Source organism: Deinococcus murrayi DSM 11303, assembly GCF_000482805.1.
Taxonomy (GTDB): Bacteria; Deinococcota; Deinococci; order Deinococcales; family Deinococcaceae; genus Deinococcus; species Deinococcus murrayi.
This window is the reverse complement of record NZ_AXWT01000001.1, coordinates 1-18,955: the sequence shown is the minus strand read 5'-3', so window position 1 is coordinate 18,955 and position 18,955 is coordinate 1. Positions and strand designations below refer to the sequence as shown.

17 protein-coding genes, 1 tRNA gene and 1 pseudogene are annotated in these 18,955 nt (G+C 71.2%); 12 read left to right on the top strand and 7 right to left on the bottom strand.

Translation table 11 applies throughout. The features are described 5' to 3' along the window. The coding region (gene mutS, locus H565_RS13730; RefSeq protein WP_425387375.1) for a DNA mismatch repair protein MutS at positions 1 to 2,499 on the top strand (2,499 nt) is incomplete at its 5' end. 96 nt (positions 2,500 to 2,595) lie between these two features. Continuing rightward, positions 2,596 to 4,254: a DNA mismatch repair endonuclease MutL gene (gene mutL, locus H565_RS0100090; protein WP_027459243.1), complete on the top strand. Its 1,659-nt coding sequence runs from the start codon at positions 2,596 to 2,598 to the stop codon at positions 4,252 to 4,254. Here the strand turns inward: mutL and H565_RS0100085 are convergent. Beyond that, a complete protein-coding gene (locus tag H565_RS0100085) occupies positions 4,227 to 4,787 on the bottom strand; it encodes a flavin reductase family protein (protein ID WP_027459242.1) in 561 nt (186 codons plus the stop codon). The two genes, mutL and H565_RS0100085, sit on opposite strands and share 28 nt — an antisense overlap. 201 nt (positions 4,788 to 4,988) lie before the next feature. Here H565_RS0100085 and gltX point away from each other — a divergent pair, with 201 nt between their 5' ends. The 3 genes from gltX to H565_RS0100070 all read left to right on the top strand — a co-directional run bounded on the left by gltX (position 4,989) and on the right by H565_RS0100070 (position 8,109). After that, positions 4,989 to 6,425, top strand: coding sequence for a glutamate--tRNA ligase (gene gltX / locus H565_RS0100080; RefSeq protein WP_027459241.1), 1,437 nt, complete (start codon positions 4,989 to 4,991; stop codon positions 6,423 to 6,425). A gap of 69 nt (positions 6,426 to 6,494) precedes the next feature. Continuing rightward, on the top strand, positions 6,495 to 6,914 hold the full coding sequence (locus H565_RS0100075; protein WP_027459240.1) for a cobalamin B12-binding domain-containing protein: 420 nt from the start codon (positions 6,495 to 6,497) through the stop codon (positions 6,912 to 6,914). A gap of 46 nt (positions 6,915 to 6,960) precedes the next feature. Continuing rightward, entirely contained in the window at positions 6,961 to 8,109 is a 1,149-nt protein-coding gene (locus tag H565_RS0100070) for an MFS transporter (protein ID WP_027459239.1), read from the top strand. A 75-nt stretch (positions 8,110 to 8,184) separates the two neighbouring features. On the opposite strand, the gene H565_RS0100065 is transcribed toward H565_RS0100070, so the two are convergent. The 3 genes from H565_RS0100065 to H565_RS0100055 form a co-directional block, all read right to left on the bottom strand. Then, positions 8,185 to 8,274, bottom strand: a tRNA-Ser gene (locus tag H565_RS0100065). Between the two features lie 40 nt (positions 8,275 to 8,314). Beyond that, positions 8,315 to 8,887 (bottom strand): phosphoribosylglycinamide formyltransferase, encoded by a 573-nt coding sequence (purN, locus tag H565_RS0100060; protein WP_027459238.1) that lies wholly within the window; start codon positions 8,885 to 8,887, stop codon positions 8,315 to 8,317. A gap of 97 nt (positions 8,888 to 8,984) precedes the next feature. Next, positions 8,985 to 10,349, bottom strand: coding sequence for a dipeptidase (locus H565_RS0100055; RefSeq protein WP_027459237.1), 1,365 nt, complete (start codon positions 10,347 to 10,349; stop codon positions 8,985 to 8,987). A gap of 92 nt (positions 10,350 to 10,441) precedes the next feature. Between H565_RS0100055 and hspR the strand changes: the two genes are divergently transcribed. From hspR to H565_RS0100035, 4 genes are read left to right on the top strand one after another with little or no spacing between them, the layout of a single operon-like run. Then, positions 10,442 to 11,191 (top strand): heat shock protein transcriptional repressor HspR, fused homodimer type, encoded by a 750-nt coding sequence (gene hspR, locus H565_RS0100050; RefSeq protein WP_027459236.1) that lies wholly within the window; start codon positions 10,442 to 10,444, stop codon positions 11,189 to 11,191. Beyond that, on the top strand, positions 11,188 to 12,057 hold the full coding sequence (locus tag H565_RS13725; protein WP_051363330.1) for a metallophosphoesterase: 870 nt from the start codon (positions 11,188 to 11,190) through the stop codon (positions 12,055 to 12,057). The genes hspR and H565_RS13725 overlap by 4 nt, the downstream gene beginning before the upstream one ends. After that, positions 12,054 to 12,584: a phosphoribosyltransferase family protein gene (locus H565_RS0100040; RefSeq protein ID WP_027459235.1), complete on the top strand. Its 531-nt coding sequence runs from the start codon at positions 12,054 to 12,056 to the stop codon at positions 12,582 to 12,584. The genes H565_RS13725 and H565_RS0100040 overlap by 4 nt, the downstream gene beginning before the upstream one ends. A gap of 43 nt (positions 12,585 to 12,627) precedes the next feature. Continuing rightward, positions 12,628 to 13,200, top strand: coding sequence for a phosphoribosyltransferase family protein (locus H565_RS0100035; RefSeq protein ID WP_051363329.1), 573 nt, complete (start codon positions 12,628 to 12,630; stop codon positions 13,198 to 13,200). 12 nt (positions 13,201 to 13,212) lie between these two features. On the opposite strand, the gene H565_RS0100030 is transcribed toward H565_RS0100035, so the two are convergent. Both H565_RS0100030 and H565_RS13720 read right to left on the bottom strand, forming a co-directional pair. Next, a complete protein-coding gene (locus tag H565_RS0100030) occupies positions 13,213 to 14,091 on the bottom strand; it encodes a complex I NDUFA9 subunit family protein (protein WP_027459233.1) in 879 nt (292 codons plus the stop codon). After that, on the bottom strand, positions 14,088 to 15,035 hold the full coding sequence (locus H565_RS13720; RefSeq protein WP_051363328.1) for a MerR family transcriptional regulator: 948 nt from the start codon (positions 15,033 to 15,035) through the stop codon (positions 14,088 to 14,090). The genes H565_RS0100030 and H565_RS13720 overlap by 4 nt, the downstream gene beginning before the upstream one ends. A gap of 236 nt (positions 15,036 to 15,271) precedes the next feature. On the opposite strand from H565_RS13720, the gene H565_RS0100020 reads away from it, so the two are divergent. Then, positions 15,272 to 16,150: a UbiA family prenyltransferase gene (locus tag H565_RS0100020; protein WP_027459232.1), complete on the top strand. Its 879-nt coding sequence runs from the start codon at positions 15,272 to 15,274 to the stop codon at positions 16,148 to 16,150. Then, a complete protein-coding gene (locus tag H565_RS0100015) occupies positions 16,147 to 17,538 on the top strand; it encodes a phytoene desaturase family protein (protein ID WP_051363346.1) in 1,392 nt (463 codons plus the stop codon). Before H565_RS0100020 ends, H565_RS0100015 begins: the two co-directional genes overlap by 4 nt. 10 nt (positions 17,539 to 17,548) lie before the next feature. On the opposite strand, the gene H565_RS0100010 is transcribed toward H565_RS0100015, so the two are convergent. Then, positions 17,549 to 18,649 carry a type ISP restriction/modification enzyme gene (locus tag H565_RS0100010; protein ID WP_027459230.1) on the bottom strand — a complete coding sequence of 367 codons (1,101 nt, stop codon included), beginning with the start codon at positions 18,647 to 18,649 and terminating at the stop codon, positions 17,549 to 17,551. A gap of 77 nt (positions 18,650 to 18,726) precedes the next feature. Between H565_RS0100010 and H565_RS13715 the strand changes: the two are divergent. Next, a pseudogene (locus H565_RS13715) lies at positions 18,727 to 18,955 on the top strand (IS4 family transposase); the annotation flags it as partial.

Sequence of the window (18,955 nt, the reverse complement as noted above, 5' to 3'; positions counted from 1 at the left end):
ACAGGGAGTGGCCCGCTGCCGCCGATGCTGGAGCAGTATGTGCAGCTGCGGGACGAGGTTGCGGACAGGTTTCCTAACTCGGTCTTGCTGTTTCAGGTAGGTGACTTTTACGAGACCTTTGGCGAGGACGCCGAGCGGCTTTCGCGGCTGTTGGGCATTGCCCTCACGCACAAGAGCAGCAAGGATTTTTCGACACCGATGGCGGGGGTGCCCGTCCGAACGCTGGATACGCAGGTCGAGCGGCTGCTCGCCGCCGGGGTGCGGGTGGCGGTCGCCGACCAAATCGAAGAACCCGGCTCTGGGCTGGTCGAGCGCCGGGTGACCCAGCTCCTCACGCCGGGCACCGTCACCGAAGAGCGCCTCCTCACCGCCGACGAGAACTACCTCGGCGCGGTAGCGACCGGGGACGGGTACGCGCTCGCGCTGCTCGACCTCTCGACCGGAGAGTTTCGCTGCGCCGCTTTTCATACCCGCACGGCGCTGTACGACGAACTCGCCCGGCACCGCGCCCGCGAGGTGCTGCTCGCGCCGGAGCTGTCGGGCAATCCGGCGCTGCTGGCCGATTTCCAGACCCGCTTTCCGGTCATGCTCTCGCCCGCCAACTTTGATGAGGACGCCGCCCGGAGTGAGCTGCGGGCAGTGCTGGGCGAGGTGCCGGGGTCGCTGGAGAGCGCGGCCCTGGTGCGGGCCTGCGGGGCGGTGCTGGGCTATGCCCGCGAGGTCCTCCAGGGGCGGCTGGAGATGGTGCGCCGGGTGGTGCGCTACGAGCCGGGTGCCCACATGCGCCTTGCGGACGCAGCGGCGCGGGCGCTGGAGATTTTTCACGCCCAGTCCCCGCAGGGGGTCACCCTGACTGACGTGCTGGCACAGACGCGCACGGCGGGTGGGCGGCGGCGGCTGCGGGCTTGGCTGCGGGCACCCCTCCTCGACGAACTCAGCATCCGCTCGCGGCTCGACGCGGTCGAGGCCCTCACCCGCGCTCCCGACCTGCGCGGCGGGGTGCGGGCGCTGCTCTACCGGGCGCACGACCTAGAGCGCCTCTCGGCCCGCGTCGCCACCCGCCGGGCCACCCCCCGCGAGGTGGCCGCGCTCGCCCGCACGCTGGAGCTGCTCCCCGAAGCCACCCGGCTGCTGGGCGGGCAAGACGGCCTGCTGGGGGGGCTGCGGGCCAGGCTCGGCGGCCTTCCCGACGTGGTGACCCTCATCCGCGCCGCGCTGGTGGATGACCCGCCCCTGCGGGCCGGAGAAGGGGGACTCATCCGCGACGGCTTTCACGCCGAACTCGACGGGCTGCGTTCTGAAGCGCTGGGGCACCGAGCCTGGCTCGCCGAGCTGGAGAGTGCCGAACGCGCCCGCACCGGGATTGGGAGCCTGAAGGTGGGCTTCAACAACGTCTTCGGCTACTACCTGGAGGTCAGCGGCCCCAACCTCGCCAAGGTCCCTGCCGACTACCGCCAAATCGCTACCCTCAAGGACCGCGCCCGCTTCACGCGGAGTGATTTGCGCGAGCGCGAGCGCGAGATTGCCCGGCTGGAGGCGGCGGCACAGAGGCTAGAGCTGGAGGTCTTTACCGGGCTGCGCGATGGCCTGGCCGCCCACGCCGAAGCGCTGGCCGAGGCAGCGGGGGCGCTTGCCGAGCTGGACGTGCTCGCGGCCCTCGCGGAGTTGGCGGTCGAGTGCGGCTGGACGCGGCCCCAGACCTCCGGGGGCGAGGCGCGGCTCGTGCAGGCGCGGCATCCGGTCGTCGAGCGGGGGGCGGGCGGGCGCTTTGTGCCCAACGACGCCGAACTCGGCCCGCATCGGCATACGCTGCTGCTGACCGGGCCAAACATGGCGGGCAAGAGCACCTACCTGCGGACGGTGGCCCTCTGCGCACTGCTGCACCAGATTGGTTCCTTTGTGCCCGCCGAGCACGCCGAGCTGCCCGTGTACGACGCTATCCACACCCGCATTGGGGCGTCCGACGACCTCGCGGGGGGCCGCTCCACCTTCATGGTCGAGATGAGCGAACTCGCGGCCATCCTGCACGGGGCGACCCCGCGCAGCCTCGTCATTCTCGACGAGGTCGGGCGCGGCACCTCCACCCTCGACGGCCTCGCCATCGCGCAAGCGGCGCTGGAGCACCTGCACCGCACCGGGGCGCACACCCTCTTTGCCACCCACTACTTCGAGCTGACCCGGCTGGAGGCCGACCTGCCGGGCCTGGTCAACCTGCACGTCGCCGCCGAGGAAGACGAAGGAAACGGCCTCACCTTCTACCACCAGGTCATCCCCGGCGCGGCCCGCCAGAGCTACGGGGTAGAGGTCGCCCGCTTGGCCGGGCTGCCCGCCCCCGTCACCGCCCGCGCCGCTCGGCTGCTGACCGCCCTGAACGCAGGCGGCGACGACCGCCAACTTATCCGCGAACTCGCCGCCCTGGACCTGGGCCGCCTGACGCCGCTGGCGGCGCTGGAGCTGCTGCACCGCTGGCAGCGGGAACTCAGAAAGGAGGAAGGCTAAGGGTCCAAGCGTCAACAGGTCTAAGGGGCAAACAGCCCGCGCTCTGGCTTCAGCCTCCCTAGACCCTGCGGCCCTTGGACCCTCCGACCCCACACCATGCCCATCCAGGTGCTTCCCCCCCACGTCGCCCGGCTGATTGCTGCCGGCGAGGTCGTGTCACGTCCCCTCGACGTGGTGCGCGAACTCGTGGACAACGCGCTCGACGCGGGCGCGAGCCGGATTGACATCGAGGTGGAGGCGGGTGGCCTCTCCCTCATCCGGGTGCGCGACAACGGGGCGGGCATTCCGGCGGACACGGTCGCTCTGGCCCCCGCCCGACACGCGACGAGCAAGCTGGCCCCCGACGCAGGCGCGGCCCTGCGGGTGACCACCCTGGGCTTTCGGGGCGAGGCGCTGTGGGCGGCGGCGCAGGCGGGCGAGCTGCGCCTCGTGACCCGCCCGGCGGCGCAGGTGGGGGCGGCGGAGGTGACGGCCCTGGGCGACGAGGTGACCGTGCGCCGCACCTCTGCCCCCGCCGGAACGACGGTGACGGTCCGGAACCTCTTTGCCCGGCTGCCCGCTCGCCTCCGCACCCAGGCCCCCGCTGCCGCCGAGGTGCGCGACATCACCGCGCTCGTGGGGCGCTACGTGCTGCACCATCCGGGCCTCTTTTGGCGGCTCACCGTGGACGGCGACCCCCGGCTGACCCACGCCCCCGCCGACTGCCGGGGCGCGGTCGCGAGCGTGTACGGGCCGCTGAGCGCCAACCGGGTGCTTCTGGTCGAGGCGCAGGGGGTGCGCGGGGTTGTCTCTCGCCCTGAACTCACCCGCGCCCGGCGCGACCGCATGCACTTCAGCGTGAACGGGCGGCCCATCCTTGCCCCGCCAGAGCTGGAGCGGGCCGTTATCGAGGGCTTCGCGGAGCTGCTGCCGCCAGGGGCCGCGCCCCTGTGCGTCCTTGACCTCAGCGTCGCCCCCGAAGACCACAACCCCAACGTGCACCCCGCCAAGCAGGTCGTCGCGCTCGCGGACCTCCCCGGCGTCGCGGCGCGGGTGCGGGCGGCGGTCGCGGGGGCGCTCGCGGCGCATCCGCTGGTGCGGGCCGCCCCCCCACCCCTCGCCCCGCCGGAGCTGCCCGCCGCGCCCCCTGCGAGCGGCACCTTTCCGCGCCTCACCCTGCTCGGCGTCTACCAGGAGCTGTACCTCCTCGCGCAGGGCGAGGGTGACCTGTGGGTGGTGGACGCGCACGCGGCACACGAACGCGCCCTCTACGAGCACTTCACGCGGGCACTGGGGGCTGAGCCGCCCGCCGAGCTGCCTGTGCCCGAACTCCTGCACCTCACTCCAGAGCAACTCGCCCGGCTGCACGAGCGCGGGGCCGAGCTGCGGGCGTGGGGCCTGACCCTGGAGGACTTCGGGGCGGGGCTGGCGCGGCTGCGGACGCTGCCCGCCGTCCTGGCCGCCCTCCCAGTGCCCCGGCTGCACGAGCAGATTGTCGAGGCGGCCCTGGGCGACGCCCCTGACCCCCGGCGCGAGGTGCTCGCCCGCCTCGCCTGCCTGCCTGCGCTCAAGGCCGGGATGCTGGACGCGGGCCGGGGCGAGGCCGTGCTCGCCGCCCTGGCGGGCTGCGAGCAGCCCTGGTCGTGCCCGCACGGACGGCCCACCGTGCTGCGCCTCTCCGAGCGCGACCTCGCCCACGCCTTCGGGCGCCGGGGGGTGCGCGACGTGGCGCGGGGGCGCGACGCAGCTCAGTCCCCAAAGACCTCCGGCGGGTAGACCGCCCGCTCCCGCGTCGTCGTCACGTAGGCGCTGCGGCCCAGGTACACGGCGGCCTCCCCGGTGAAAAGACCCGTGTCGTCGTACAGCGCCGGGTCGTAGCGGACCTCGGTCACGCGCCCGACGAAGAGGTCGTGGTCGCCAGTCGGCACGACCTCCGCCACCTCGCAGCTGTAGTGGAGGTAGGCGTCCGCCAGCGCCAATCCCACCCCCGGCAGCGTCTCCAGTCCCAGCCGCTCAAACTTGTCCTCCCCGCCCGCCGCCAGGTCGTGCAGACTGAGCACCCCCGCCCCCTGCCCGGCTCTCGCGCGCACGAAGGGCAGGAAGTTCACGCCAAAGCGCCCGCTGCCGCGCATCAGCGGGGAGGTCGCCCGCTCGCGTCCCACCGCCACCCCATACAGCGGCGGCTCCATACTCAGGGCAGTGTGCCAGCCCACGCTGAGCAGATTGCGCGTCCCCAGGTGCTCGGCGGTCACGAGGGCGACGGTGCCGGGGTAGAAGCCGAACAAACGGGTGGTCTGGGCCGAGAGCATGACAACGAGAATAGGACGCCCCGCCCCCGCCCTGTCTCCCGACCAAGTTATACGGATTCCGGGAGTAGAGTTAACAAATCGGCGCCCTTCCGATGTGTTCACGAAACAGACGGAATCCGTTTCTCTCCTCCTCGCTCTCGGCTCGGATTTTGGGTTTACCAGGAAACCTGTCCAGCGGAGTCCGTATAACATGGCCCCCGTATGCCTGTCGTCACCCGCATTGCCCCCAGTCCTACCGGAGACCCGCACGTCGGGACCGCCTACATCGGCCTTTTTAACCATGCCCTCGCGGCGCAGGCCCGGCACCGGGGCGAGGAGGGCCGCTTTATCCTCCGCATCGAGGACACTGACCGGGGCCGCTACGTCGCGGACAGTGAGCGGCGCATCTTCGAGATGATGGAGTGGCTGGGCCTCACCCCCGATGAATCTCCCCTCCAGGGCGGCCCTCACGGGCCTTATCGCCAGTCCGAGCGCCTGGACCTCTACGGCGACGCGGCCCGGCAGCTGGTTGCCTCCGGGCACGCCTACTACGCCTTTGAGACGCCCGAAGAGCTGGCGGCCCTGCGCGAAGCCGCCCAGAAAGAAGGCCGCGTCATTCAGGTGCCCAGCCGCGACCTGACCCCGGCTCAGGCGCAGGCCAGGGTGGACGCGGGCGAGGCAGCGGTCATTCGCCTGAAGGTGCCCCGCGAGGGCCAGACCGTCGTGCATGACCTCCTGCGCGACCCCATCACCTTCCAAAACCGCGAGATTGACGACAAGGTGCTGCTCAAGGCGGATGGCTATCCCACCTACCACCTCGCCAACGTCGTGGACGACCGCCGGATGGGGGTCACCCACGTCGTCCGCGCCGAGGAGTGGATTCCCTCCACGCCCATCCACGTGCTGCTGTACCGGGCCTTTGGCTGGCCCGAACCCGTCTGGGCGCACATGCCGCTGCTGCGCAACGCGGACCGCAGCAAAATCAGCAAGCGCAAGAACCCCACCTCGGTGGAGTGGTACCTGGACCAGGGTTTCTTGCCGGAGGCCATGCTCAACTTCCTCGCCACGATGGGCTGGACCCATCCGGAGGGCCGGGAAATCTTCGACCTCGCCGAGTTCCAGCGCGTCTTCCGGCTGGAGGACGTGACCCTGGGCGGCCCCGTGTTCAGCCTCGACAAGCTCAGGTGGATGAACGGCAAATACCTGCGCGAGGTCCTGAGTGAAGAGGAGGTCGCGGGGCGGCTGCACGCCTACCTCGCCGGGCAAGGGCATTCCCTCCCCCTCGACGACTCTTTCCGTGCCGTGGTCCGAATGATGATTCCGCGCATGGACGTCTTTTCGGAGTTCCTGGAAAAGACCCCCTACTTCTGGTCCGAGGAGTACCCGGTCACCGAGAAGGCGCAGAAGCTGCTGGAGGAAGGCCGCCCCTTTCTGGCTGACCTCGCGGCCCGGCTGAAGACCCTGCCCGCCTTTGACCAAACGGTCATTGAAGCGGCGCTGCGGGCCTTTGCCGAGGAGCGCGGCCTCAAGCCCGGCAAGGTGATGCAGCCCCTGCGGGCGGCGGTCGCCGGGACCAGCGAAAGCCCCGGCCTGTTCGAGATGCTCGAAGCGCTGGGGCAGGAACGGGTGGTGGCGCGACTAGAGCGGGCGGCACGGTAGGCGTCTGGGCCGAACTTCCCCGGTGCCCGCGCTAGGATGCCCGCAAACGCTCGTGAGGAGGAAACAGACATGGAAGACCGCCGCATCAGGGTCCTGATTGCCAAGCCCGGCATGGACGGGCACGACCGCGGGGCCAAGGTGGTGGCCCGCGCCCTGCGCGACGCCGGAATGGAAGTCATCTACACCGGGTTGCGTCAGACCGCCGAGATGATTGTGAACGCGGCCCTGCAAGAGGACGTGGACGCCATCGGCCTCAGCGTGCTCTCTGGGGCGCACATGCACTATTTCCGCGAGGTCTCCGCGCTGCTCAAAGAGCGGGGGGCCGAAGACATCATCCTCTTCGGGGGTGGCATCATCCCCGACCAGGACCTCCCCAAGCTGGAGGAACTGGGCGTAGGCCGCGTCTTTACGCCGGGGACCAGCACCGAGGACGTCACCGCGTACCTGCGTACTGCCGTCAACGAACGCTGGGCTGCCCAGGGTGGCTGAGCCTTCCGGTCCCCCGGCCACCGCTGCCGCCGCGCCTCCGTCCGGCTTGCGGCGCGGCGGCCTAGAGCGGCTCGCTCCGCTCTATCTGGCGCAGGCGCTGGCGACTGGGGCCACCACCGTCAGCACCATCCTCGCGGCGCTGGTGGTGGGCAACTTGGGCTTTACGTCCCTGATAGGCCTCCCCGCTACCCTCATCAGCGCGTCGGCAGCGCTCTCGGCGGGGCTGTTCGGGGCGCTGATGCTCTCGCGGGGGCGGCGCTTTGGGCTGGCTTCAGCCTTTGCGCTGGGGGCCGCCGGAGCCGGGCTGGGCTTTGCGGGGGCGCGGGCGGGCCTCTTGCCCGTCTTTTTGCTGGGGGCTTCACTGATGGGCGCGGCGCAGGGGGGCTATCAGCAGGCCCGCTACGCCGCCGCCGAGAGCGTGCCGGAGGCGCACCGGGGCACCGCCCTGGGCCTCCTCATGCTGATGAGCGTCGTCGGGTCGCTGCTGATGACCGGCTTTTCCGGCGCGGTTGAGCGGCTGGGCGCGGCGCTGGGCACCTCCCCCGAAGTCGCCGGATGGTTGGTGGGCGGCGGGCTGCTGGGCGTGGCGGCCCTGCTGCTGCTGGCGTGGCGTCCGGTGGCGGGTCCGGCGGGGGGGGCCAGAAAAGCGCGGCCCCGCCTCGCGGCCACCTTTCGGCAGCCCGGCGTGCGCTCGACTGCCCTGGCCCTCGCCACCGCACAGGGCCTGATGGTGACCCTCATGAGCCTGACCCCCCACCGCGCCCACGAGATGGGCGTCAGCCACGCCGGGGTGGCCGTCTTGATTTCGGTGCATATTGCGGGCATGTTCGGCTTTGGCTGGCTGACCGGGCCGCTGATTGACCGCCTGGGGGTGCGGCTGGGCTATGGGGGCGGCGCGGCCCTGCTCGCGGTCGCGGCCCTCACCGCGCCCCTGCCGGGGACCACCCCGCTTGGCCTGAGCATGTTTCTGCTGGGGCTGGGCTGGAACCTCACCTTCGTCGCGGGCAGCAAGGCCCTCTCGCGTTGGCCCGCCGCTCAGGGGGTCACCGACGGGCTGGGCTACGTGGCCGCCGGAGCCGGAACCCTGCTGGGCGGGGTCGTGATTGCGGCGGCGGGCTTTCCGGCCCTGGCCTACGGCTGCGCGGTGCTGTCGCTGTTGCCGCTCCTGAGCGCGTGGCGAGCGGGGGGGCGCTAAGCTGCCCCGTCCAGGAAACAGGAAAAAAGGGGAGAGGGGACCGTCACGCGCTTGCGGCGGTCCCCTCTCCTGCTGTGGCGGAACGGGAGGGATTCGAACCCTCGATACGGTTGCCCGTATACACGCTTTCCAGGCGTGCCCCTTCAACCACTCGGGCACCGTTCCAGCGCACAGAAGCTTAGCGGCTGAGGTCACAAAATGCAAATCAGGCCAGCTCGCGCAGCGCCCCCAGGAGCAGCTCGCCTTCTATCGCCTGCACCCGCGCCTTGAGGCTTTCCACGGTGTCGCCGGGGAGCACGGGCACCCGCGCTTGCGCGAGCACCGGTCCCTCATCGATGCCCGCTGTGACGAGGTGGACGGTCGCGCCCGATTCTGGGTCCCCGGCGGCCAGCACCGCTGCGTGCACCCGGTCGCCGTACATCCCGCGCCCGCCGTGCCGGGGCAGCAGGCTGGGGTGAATGTTGAGCACCCGGCCCGCGTAGGCGGCGAGTACCTGCGGCCCCAGCGCCTTCATGTAGCCGCTGAGGACCAAGGTGTCGACGCCCGCCCCCCGCAGGAAGGCCAGGATGGCCCCATCAAGCGCGTCCGGGTCCGGGTACCGCGCCGCGCTGAGGTGCGCCGCCCGCAGCCCCGCCTCCCGCGCCCAGGCCAGCGCGGGGCTGCCGCTGTTGTTGCTCGCGAGGGCGACAGGCACGGCATTCAGCCGCCCGTTCCGGCAAGCCTCGGTCAGAAAGCGGGCCGCGCTGCCGCCGTGGGAGGCGAGGAAGCCGAGAATCATGGGTGGCCCGCTGCACGCTTGTGGCTTGTCGCTCGTGGCGTAGAGAAAAGTGGCCGAGCCTTCCCTACAAGCCACGGGCCACACGCCACGAGCCTCCTCACTGCGCCAACTCCTGAAGCAGATACGCGCTCGTCAGGATGCCGTTGTGGTAGTCCTCCAGGGCGAAGCTTTCGTTGGGCGAGTGCGGCGCGTCCTCGTTGAGGCCGAAGTCCACGAGCAGCACCGGAGCGCCCAGCAGCGCCCGGAAGGCCGCCACGATGGGGATGCTGCCGCCCGTGCGGGCGAAGGCGGCGGGCTGGCCGTACACCCGCCGCAGGGCGCGGTCGGCGGCTTTGACAAAGGGAGAGTCGAGGTCCACTTTGACGGGTTGCCCGCCGTGGTGTGCGTGCACCTCGGCCCGGACACCAGCGGGGGCGATGGTGGGGACATACTCCGTGATGAGCCGGGTGATGCGCTCCGGGTCCTGGCCGGGCACTAGGCGCATGGATACCTTCGCGCCCGCTTTGGCCGGAATCACCGTCTTGCTGCCCTCGCCCTGGTAGCCGCCCCAGATGCCGTTCACATCGAGGGTGGGCCGCGCCCAGAGCCGCTCCAGGGTGGAATACCCCGCCTCGCCGGGAAGGGCCGGAACCCCGATGGAGGCCGCGAACTCCTCGTCAGAGTGCGGGAGCCGCGCCCACATCTCGCGCTCTTCCGGGGTCGGCTCCTCCACCCCGTCATAGAAGCCGGGGATGGTGACGCGCCCCTGGTCGTCCTTGAGGCGGGCGATGATGTCACACAGCGCATTGATGGGATTGGGCGCGGCCCCCCCATAGGACCCCGAATGCAGGTCACGGCCCGGCCCCTGCACGTGAATCTCGACGTAGCTCAGCCCCCGCAGGCCGTAGGTCACGGTGGGCACGTCCGGCGCAAAGCGGCTGCCGTCCGAAATGACGATGACGTCGGCCCGCAGTTCCCCCGCGTGCTCGCGCAGGTAGGGTTCGAGGTTGGGGCTGCCGACCTCCTCTTCACCCTCCAGCAGGAACTTGACGTTGACGGGCAGCTCACCCTGCGAGAGCAGCAGCTCTGCGCCGCGCACGTGGGCATAAGCCTGCCCCTTGTCGTCGGTGGCCCCACGGGCATAGACGCGGCCCTCCCGCACGGTCGGCTCAAAGGGAGGTGTCGCCCACTCCTCCAGCGGGGCTTCGGGCTGCACGTCGTAGTGCCCGTAAATCAGCACGGTGGGCTGCCCCGGAGCGTTCAGGCGCTCGGCGTACACCAGGGGATGCCCGGCGGTGGCGTCGACCCGCGCCGTAAAGCCCAGCGACGCCAGCTTCTGCCGCAGGAACTCGGCGGCCCGCGCCATGTCGTCCCGGCGGGCGGGGTCGGCACTCACCGAGGGAATGCGCAGCAATTCGAACAGTTCGCGCTCGGCCCCTGCGCGGTCGAGCAGGGCGGCCAGGTCCGGAGAAGAGGAGGTCATGCGGGGATGATAGCGGGGGTGCGCCGCCCCGGTGCCCTTTGCCACCCCCGGCCACCTTCAAAAAGGTTGCCTCCGGTATACTCAAGGCACGTATGCCCGCCGATGCCAAGCACCGCCCCGTCTATGTGATTTCGGTCGCTGCCGAGCTGGTGGACATGCACCCCCAGACCTTGCGGCTCTACGAGCGCAAGGGCCTCATTCGTCCGGGGCGCAGCAGCGGCAAGACCCGGCTGTACTCTGAGCGCGACATCGAGCACCTGCGCGAGATTCGCCGCCTCACCCAAGAACTCGGCGTCAACCTCGCTGGCGTCGAGGAGGTCATGCGCCTTCAGCACGAACTCGACGACCTCCAGGGTGAGTTTGAGGCCGAGATTGAGCGGCTGGAAGACGAGCTGCGCGAGCGGGCAAAGACCCCTCAACCCGCCCCCGAAGACGGCAAGGTGGACCCCAAAGACCGCCCCGTCTATGTGATTTCGGTTGCTGCCGAGCTGGTGGACATGCACCCCCAAACCCTGCGGCTCTATGAGCGCAAGCAGCTTATTCGTCCGGGGCGCAGCAGCGGCAAGACCCGGCTGTACTCTGAACGCGACATCGAACACCTGCGCGAGATTCGTCGGCTCACCCAAGAACTCGGCGTCAATCTCGCTGGCGTCGAGGAAATCATGCGCCTGCGCCATCAGCTCGAAACCGCCCGCTCGCGGATGGAGGGCAATGTGCGGCGGCTTCAGCAGGACATCACGGATCGCATGACGGGCTGGCGCACCCTGCCGCCCCCCCAAGACGAGGCCCGCGAGACCCCCGCAGAACCCCCCCCAGCGGAGGCCGGAGAGCCAACCCGATGACCCCGGCGGGTTCCGCGCCCCCCCTCTGGGTGGTGGGCGACGTGCATGGGGTTCCCGGCAAGTTGCGAGCACTCCTGCGCGGGGCGGGCCTCATCGGGGAGGACGCGGGCTGGACGGGCGGCGCGGCCCACCTCGTCTTTCTGGGCGATTACCTCGACCGGGGGCCGGACGGGGCAGAGGTGGTGCGGCTGGTGCGGGCGCTGGAGGTGCAGGCACCGCGGGCGGGCGGACGGGTGACCGCCCTGCTGGGCAACCACGAGGTGATGCTGCTGGGGGCGCGGCGCTTCGGCTCCCGGCGGCGCGACCCCAGCGGCCTGCGCGAGTACTGGCTCGAAAATGGCGGCCAACCCGCCGACCTAGAGCGCCTGGATGATGCAGACCTCGCCTGGCTCGCGGCGCGTCCGGCCCTGGCCCGCGCCGGGCGCTGGCTGCTCGTGCACGCCGATAGCCCGCTGTACCTGGAACTGGGAGAGAGCGTCGAGGCCGTCAATGCCGCCGTGCGCCGCCGCTTGGGGGGGGACGACCCGCAGGCGTGGGCGCAGTTGGCGGGGGCGTTCGCGGCCCGCTTCGCCTTTGCCGAGCCGGGCGGAGAGGCGCTGGTCACCGCCATGCTGAGCACCTTTGGGGGGCAGCGGCTGGCGCACGGGCACACCCCGGTGGCGCTGCTGGGGGGCGGGTGGTCCTCTGCCGGTCCCGGCGAGCCGCTGACCTACCGGGGCGGGCGCTGCGTGGCCCTCGACAGCGCGATGTCCTCCCGCGAGGATGCGGGGTTTATGGCCCGGCTGGGGCCACGGGGGGTTGAGGCGGTCGTCGCGCTGGGGCAGGCGGCAGGTCCCGGACTGCGGGCGCTACACTTTGGCGCGTGAGAACGCACAAGGTCGAAGTCGGAGACGTGACGCGGGAGCTGCCGGTGGTGGAGGTCAGCCCCGGCGTCAGCGTGGCTCTCTTCAACATGCTGGGCGATACCGAGGTGACCGAGGCCGCCGGACGCGCCCTGGCCGCCCGCCTGCCGAACGACATCGACGTGCTGGTCACGCCGGAGGTCAAGGCCCTGTCGCTCGCGCACGTCCTCAGCCGCGAGACGGGCAAGCCCTACATCGTCATCCGCAAGACCGAAAAGCCCTACATGGTCGACCCGGTCGCTCGCGAGGTCGTCAGCATCACCACCGGCAAGCCGCAACTTCTGGTGCTCGACGGCTTTGATGTGCCCAAGGTGCGCGGCAAGCGGGTCGCCATCGTGGACGACGTGGTGTCCAGCGGCGGCACCCTGCATTCGCTGCGGCAGATTATCGAGGAGGTGGGCGGCGAGGTCGCGGCGGTCGTGGCCGTCTTCACCGAGGGCCAAGAGCGCCCCGACGTCATCGCGCTGGGTCACCTGCCGCTTTTTTCGTAAAGCTGCCTTTTCGCAGGCCGGGCCGGGAGGATAGGGTAGGGCCATGACCTCTACTCCTGCCCCCGCTGCCCCGACTGGCCCCCAGCACCCCGGCCTGCGCGTCACCGTCGGAACCGTCACCCGCGAGCTTCCTACCGTGCGGGTGGGCAGCGTGGGGCGGGTGCCCCTCGTCGAGTTTCTGGGCGACAGCGAGTTCACCAACGCCGTCGCCGAAGCCCTCCTGTCCCGGATTCCGCCGAGCACCGAAGTGCTGCTGACGGTGGTCACCAACGCCGTGCCCCTCGCCCACGAACTCAGCGACCGCTCTGGCATTCCCTACGTCGTGGCCCGCAAAAAGCGCCGCACCTACATGCAAAACCCCCTGATTCAGGACGTGCCCAGCATGACCATGGGCGTGGCCGAAACCCTGTGGCTGGACGGTCCCCACGCGGCCCGGCTGCGCGGCAGGGGGGTGCTCGTCGTGCAGGATGTGATTGCGTCGGGGGGCACGGCGCAGGCCCTCGCCCGCTTGGTGGAACGCGCTGGGGGCAGGCTCGTCGGGTACCTCGCCGCCTTCAAACAGGGCGAGAGCACCCTGCCCGTCACTTACTTGCAGGAGCTGCCCAAGAGCCTCTGAGCCTAGGGGGCCTCAGCGCCGCCCTAAAATCTCCGGCAGCGCATCGGGCAGCCGCCGCAGCGGGAGGTCAAAGGTGTCGCGGGAGCGGTCGGGGGGGGCGGTGTTCCCGGCCTTGAGCATCGCGTACTGGTCGCGGGTGATGGGGGGCTTGGGCAACAGGCCCATCAGGGGAACGGCGAGGTCCATCAGCGCGAGGGGCACGGGCACGATGGGCTTGCGCTTGCCGAGCGCCCCCAGCTCCAGTTCCAGCAGCTCGCGGAAGGTGTATTCCTCCGGGCCAGTCAGCTCGTAGGTTTGCCCCACCGTCTCCGGGCGGTCCAGCGCCCCCGCAAAGGCCAGCGCCACGTCCTCCACGCTGATAGGCCGAAAGGGAAACTGCCCCTGGCCGATTTGGGGCACGACCGGAGCTGTGCTCACGAGGTCGCGCAGCACCCGCCCGAAGAAGTCGTCGCCGGGGCCAAAAATCAGGCTGGGCCGAAAGATGGTCCAGTCCAGTCCGCTGGCCCGCACCAGCGCTTCGGCCTGAGCCTTGGAGCGGCTGTACCCGCTTTTACTTGCCTCGTCCGCGCCCAGGGCGCTCATGTGCAGGTAGCGCACCGGGCGCGGAGCCGCCGCGAGCACGTGCCGGGTGCCTTCGACGTGCACCCGCTGAAAGGTCTGGGTGCCTTCCTCCGCGATGATGCCGACGAGGTGCACGAGCGCTTCCGGCTGGGTTGCTTCGACCGCCCGCCGCACGCTGGCGGGGTCCGTCACGTCCAGGGCCACGCCGGGCGCACTCGGCAAATCGGTGCCCCGGCGGGACCCCGCCGTGACCTCATGCCCGCGCCGCACGAGTTCGGCGACGATGGCCCGCCCCACAAATCCACTCGCTCCGGTGACCAGAATCTTCATGGCTCCTCCTGCTTGCCGGGGTGGGGTGCGCCGGGGCGCAGCGCCGCGACGATGGTGTCGGCAGCTCGCGCCGCGTCCGCTCCGGCAAAGTGCCCGCCGAGTTCGGTGGCGAGGGCGGGCCGCAGATTGAGCAGCCCGCCGCCGTAAAAGATGGGGACCCTCAGCCCCCGCAGGGCAACGAGCTGGGCGCGGGTAGGTTCCAGTGCCCACTCGCCGTTGAGGGCCAGCAGCACAGCGTCGGCGGGGCGCTGCCGGGCATAGGCGGCGAGGTCGGCCAGGGGCAGGTCAGCCCCCAGATACTCGGCCTGCACCCCCCGGCGGCGCAGCAGCAGCACCAAAATGAGCAATCCAATCTCGTGCCGCTCGCCGGGAGCACAGGCCGCCAGCACCCGCGGTCCAAACTCGGCGCGGCCCGCGAGGTCAAGCAGCCCCATCAGCCGCCCGCGCAGGTAGGCGCTGGCCTGATGCTCGTGCGCGACCGTAATCTCGCCCCGCGCCCAGAGGGTGCCGATTTCGACCAGCGTGGGGGCGATCACCCCCAGCACCACCTCTTCGACCGGAAACTGCGCGTGCGCCTCACTGAGAACCGCCGCCGCCCGTTCCAGGTCAGGCCGCAGCAGCGCCCCCAACAACTCGCCGGAAAGCCGCTGCTGCGGGGTGGGGGGCGGCGGGGCGGGGGCCGGGGTGGCGCGGCGCTGTTCTTGCCGGGCGAGTTCGGCGGCGCGGCTGACGGGCACCCCCGCTTGCAAGAGGGCTTGCATTTGCTCTATCTGCGCGAGGTCAAGGGGCGAATACATCCGGTAGCCGCTCGCGCTGCGGGCCGGAGCCGGAATGCCGTAGCGCCGTTCCCACTGCCGCAGCGTGGCGGCGGGCACCCCGGTGCGCATCTCGGCCTCGGCAGCCGTGAAGAGGGGGGTGGTGTCGGGCAGGGTGTCTTCGGGCATGAGGCTCCTGGAGCAGTCGCGGGGGGAAGTCGGCGGGGTGGGGGAAAGGGGGCAGCAAGGCAGTCTAGACCCCGGCGGCTCGGCTCTATTGGGCCACGCCGGGCGCGACCGGACCGTAAGGTTTCTCGTGCTCAGGGTGACACGCCCCGGAGCCTGGGGCCGCCGGACCGGGCGGCAACCTGTCCCGGCCCCGGCCCCCTAGAATGCCGAGCAGCGACCTGCGTTCGCCCTCCCCGATGCATTCCCTGACTCTTCCTGCTCCCCTGACCCTGCGCCGCTTGCTCGCCGTGTCGCGCCCCGCCCTGTGGGTCAATACGGTGGGGCCGCTCGTGGTGGGACTGTGGCTCACCGGGCGGCTGTGGACCCTGGAACCGGGGCTGCTCGCGCTGCTCGCGTACCTCACCCTGCCCTTTAACCTGCTGATTTACGGCCTCAACGACCTCGCCGACCGCGAGGAGGACGCCGCTTCGGCACGCAAGGGAGGCTGGCAGGGGGCGCGGCTGCGGTCCGGCGAGGAAAGGCCGCTGCTCCGGGCGGTGCTGCTCGTCAACGGGCCGTTTCTGGCGGTGCTGGGGCTGCTGTTGCCGCCCGCCGCCTTGGCCGCGCTGCTGCTCTCGGCCCTGCTGTTTGCGGCCTACAGCGTGCCCCCGGTGCGGCTCAAGGCCCGGCCCTTTCTCGACGGCCTGAGCAACGTGGCCTACGCGCTGCCCCTCGCGCTTCCGGCGCTGGCGCTGGGGGACCCTGTGCCCGCGCTGCCCCTCGCTGCCCTGATGGCTTACGCCGTCGGCAAGCACGCCTTTGACGCCGCGCAGGACGTGCCCGCCGACCGCGCCGCCGGGGTGCGGACGGTGGCGACCACGCTGGGGGTGCGCGGCACCGCCCTCTACGCCCTGGGGTGGTTCGGCCTCGCGGGAGCGCTGCTGTGGCCCGTGTCGCGCCTCACCGCCCTCGCCCTGTGGGGGGTGTGCGGGGGCCTCGCGCTCGCGCTGCACCGCTCGCCCACCCCCCAGCGGGCCGCCCGGCTCTATCCCCTGAGCATCCTCTCGCCCTGGCTGGTGGGCACGGTCGCGGGGGTGCCGCTCGTGTACCTGCTGGCGCGGGGGCTGTGGCCTTGAAAAGCCGTCAGCGGCCAGCGGCCAGCCGCCAGCCCTCAGCCATCGGGATTCTGGGTGGGGGGCTGGCGGGCCTTGCCCTGGGCGCGCTGTTGGCGCACCGGGGGCACCGGGTCACCGTGTACGAGCGCGACCGGGCTGGGGGCAAGCTGCGGCGGGTGGAGGTGGGTGGGCTGGCCTTCGACACCGGGCCGAGCCTGTTGACCCTGCCGGAGGTCTGGCGGGCGTTCCTGGCCCGCTTGGAGGAACCCGCCGACCCCCTGGAGCTGCGCCCCCTCCCCGGTGGCCTGGGGCTGCACCACACGCCCTTTGGGACGGTGCCGCTGCCCGTTCCGCCGGGGCACCCGCTGCACGCGGCCTGGGGCGAGTACGCAGCCCCGGCGCGGGCGCTGTCAGCGCACCTCACCACGCTGCTAACCACCCCGCCCCGCCTGAGCGACCCGGCCTTCCGGCAGGGGGGTGCGGCCCTCTTCCGAGCGACCGGGGGGCACCTCACCGCTTTGGGCTGGGTGCGCTCGCGGCGGCTGCCCCCGGCCCTCGCGCATGCGGTGGCCACGCACGCCCTGAACGCGGGCCTCGCCCCAGGGGACGCCCCCGCCCTCTACGCCCTGCTTCCGGCCTTCGTCGCCGGAGACGTGTCGCGGCCCGCCGCTGGCATGGGGGCGCTGCTGGACACCCTGCTCGCGCTGGGGCGGGCGCGAGGGGTGCGGGTGGAGGAGGGGGCCGAGGTCGTGCGGGTCGACCCCGCCCGCGCGGCCCTGACCCTGCGGGGCGGAGAGGAACGCCGTCACGACCTCCTCGTGAGCGCCCTGGACCCAGCGCGGCTCTCCGCCCTCCTGGGCCGCCCGGTCCGCTCGCCCGTCTCCCGGCGCACCGTGAGCGGGGTGGCCCTCTATGCCGCGCTGCCGGGACCTGCGCCCCTCCCCGCAACCTCGGTGCTGCCGCCCGCCGACTTCGGGACCTTTCGGGGGGCCATGCGGGCCGGGGCGCTTCCCCCGGACACCCTCGCCCTCGTCCACGCCGACGGCCCCCGCCTCGCGGTGCTGCTGACTGCCCCCGCCACCGGGCGCGACCTCGGCCCGGACCATCCCTGGGTGCGTGCTCAGGTGGGGCGGGTCGAGCGCCTCCTCGGCGTGCCCGGCCTGCTCGCCTCGGCGCGGGACGTCGTGGCCCTGACCCCGGCCCACTACGCGGCAGGTGGGCACCCCGGCGGCGCGATTTACGGCTTGGCCCTCCCCGCCTGGCGCGGCGGCCCCCTGCACCCGCAGCCCTACCGCGTGCATCCCCGGTTCTGGCAGGTGGGCACCGGGGTGCATCCGGGGGGCGGGATTCCGGCAGTGCTGGGGGGGGCGCTGCTGGTGGACCGGCTGCTGGCGGAGCGCCCCTCCTGAGCTTTGCGCTCTAGTTCCCGGACCCCCACCCCCACACCGCCCCCCGCACCGCCGCGTAGTTCGCGTCCAGCGCTGGCCCCAGCCGCACCAGCGCCGCTAGCCTGCGGGCGATGCGGCTGAACTCGCGGGCTTCTTCCAGCGTCAGCGCCCGGCCCAGCACGGCAAACTCGCGGTAGCTCAGCCACTTCTTGAGCACCTGATACCCACCCACGGTGTAGCCCCACACGCTCAGCGGCACGTTTTCCCACACCCAACCGTCATTCAGGGCCACGTCCAGCACCCGCTCGCCCAGTTCTGGCGGCAGGCCCTGCGGCGCGGCCCGTTCGGTCGTGCGCCCGCGCCCCGGCATCACCACGCTGCCGCGTTGCAGGGTGCCCCACCCCGCCCGCACCGCGTAGCCCTGCGCCTCGGCCTGCGCCGCGTCCACCCGTTTCAGCCGCCCCACCGCCCCCAGCTCGGCCCCGGTGTCCGCCGCCGGGTCGTCCAGCAGCGCCGCCACCCGCGCCCCCAGCCGCGCCGAATCCCGCAGCGCCTCCAGCGACGCGGGCAGCGGAATGCGCGGCCAGTCGGCGGCCACCCCGCCCGCGTTCTCGCGCAGGTAAGCCCCGCTAAACCCCACCGCCAGCGCGTGATGCCACAGCAGCGCCGCCGCCGCCGGCGACGAGTCGGGGTCGGGTGCGCCCAGTTCGGCCAGGTAAGCGCGGGCACGGGCCGACAGGTTGGCGCGGGTTTGGGGTTGGGGAGAGGAAAAGAGGGTGTCTGGAGTTGGCGGAGGGTTGGTGAGGAGGATGGGGAAGTGCCGTGCATGACCGCCGAGGCTGTCGTAATCGGCAACAACGCTAGAGAAATAGAACGGCACGCCTTCATCCGCGTTATCCGCCATATCTCGTGTGATGAAATAGGCGTTGTCCGGCGTGTGATTTTGCAAAAGCTCTGGCGCTGGCCTTGAAAAGAGCGGGGCAATGTCGGCGCTCAGGTAGGCCCGGCGAACGTCAAACGGCTTGAACGGGTAGCGGACAATCTTTGACGGGTCGAAGGTCGCCTTCTGTTTGCGCTCTTTGAGGATGGAGCGCCTGACTTTCTCAGCCTTGAACTCGCCAGACGAACGCATGAAACGCGGTTCCCTCTCTAGGGGTCAAAAGTCAGATGGAGACTTGAGAAGTCGGCTCCTGTACGGTGTTTTCTGCGATGAAAGACCCCCGGAGCCGACCCGCTCAGTCTAGCCTCACTGCCCTGCTTGCTGAGCACTTCCCGCTGGATCCTCGTCGCCTGACCGTCTTGAGCGCCCTGATCTTGGCCGTGATTCAGGCACGAAGCGTCGTTCTTTACCAGCTCGTCCAGATCGTTGACCTTCCCGGCTCAAACGACACCGTGTACCAACGCCTGAAGCGCTTCGTGCAATTCGCACTTCCTGATC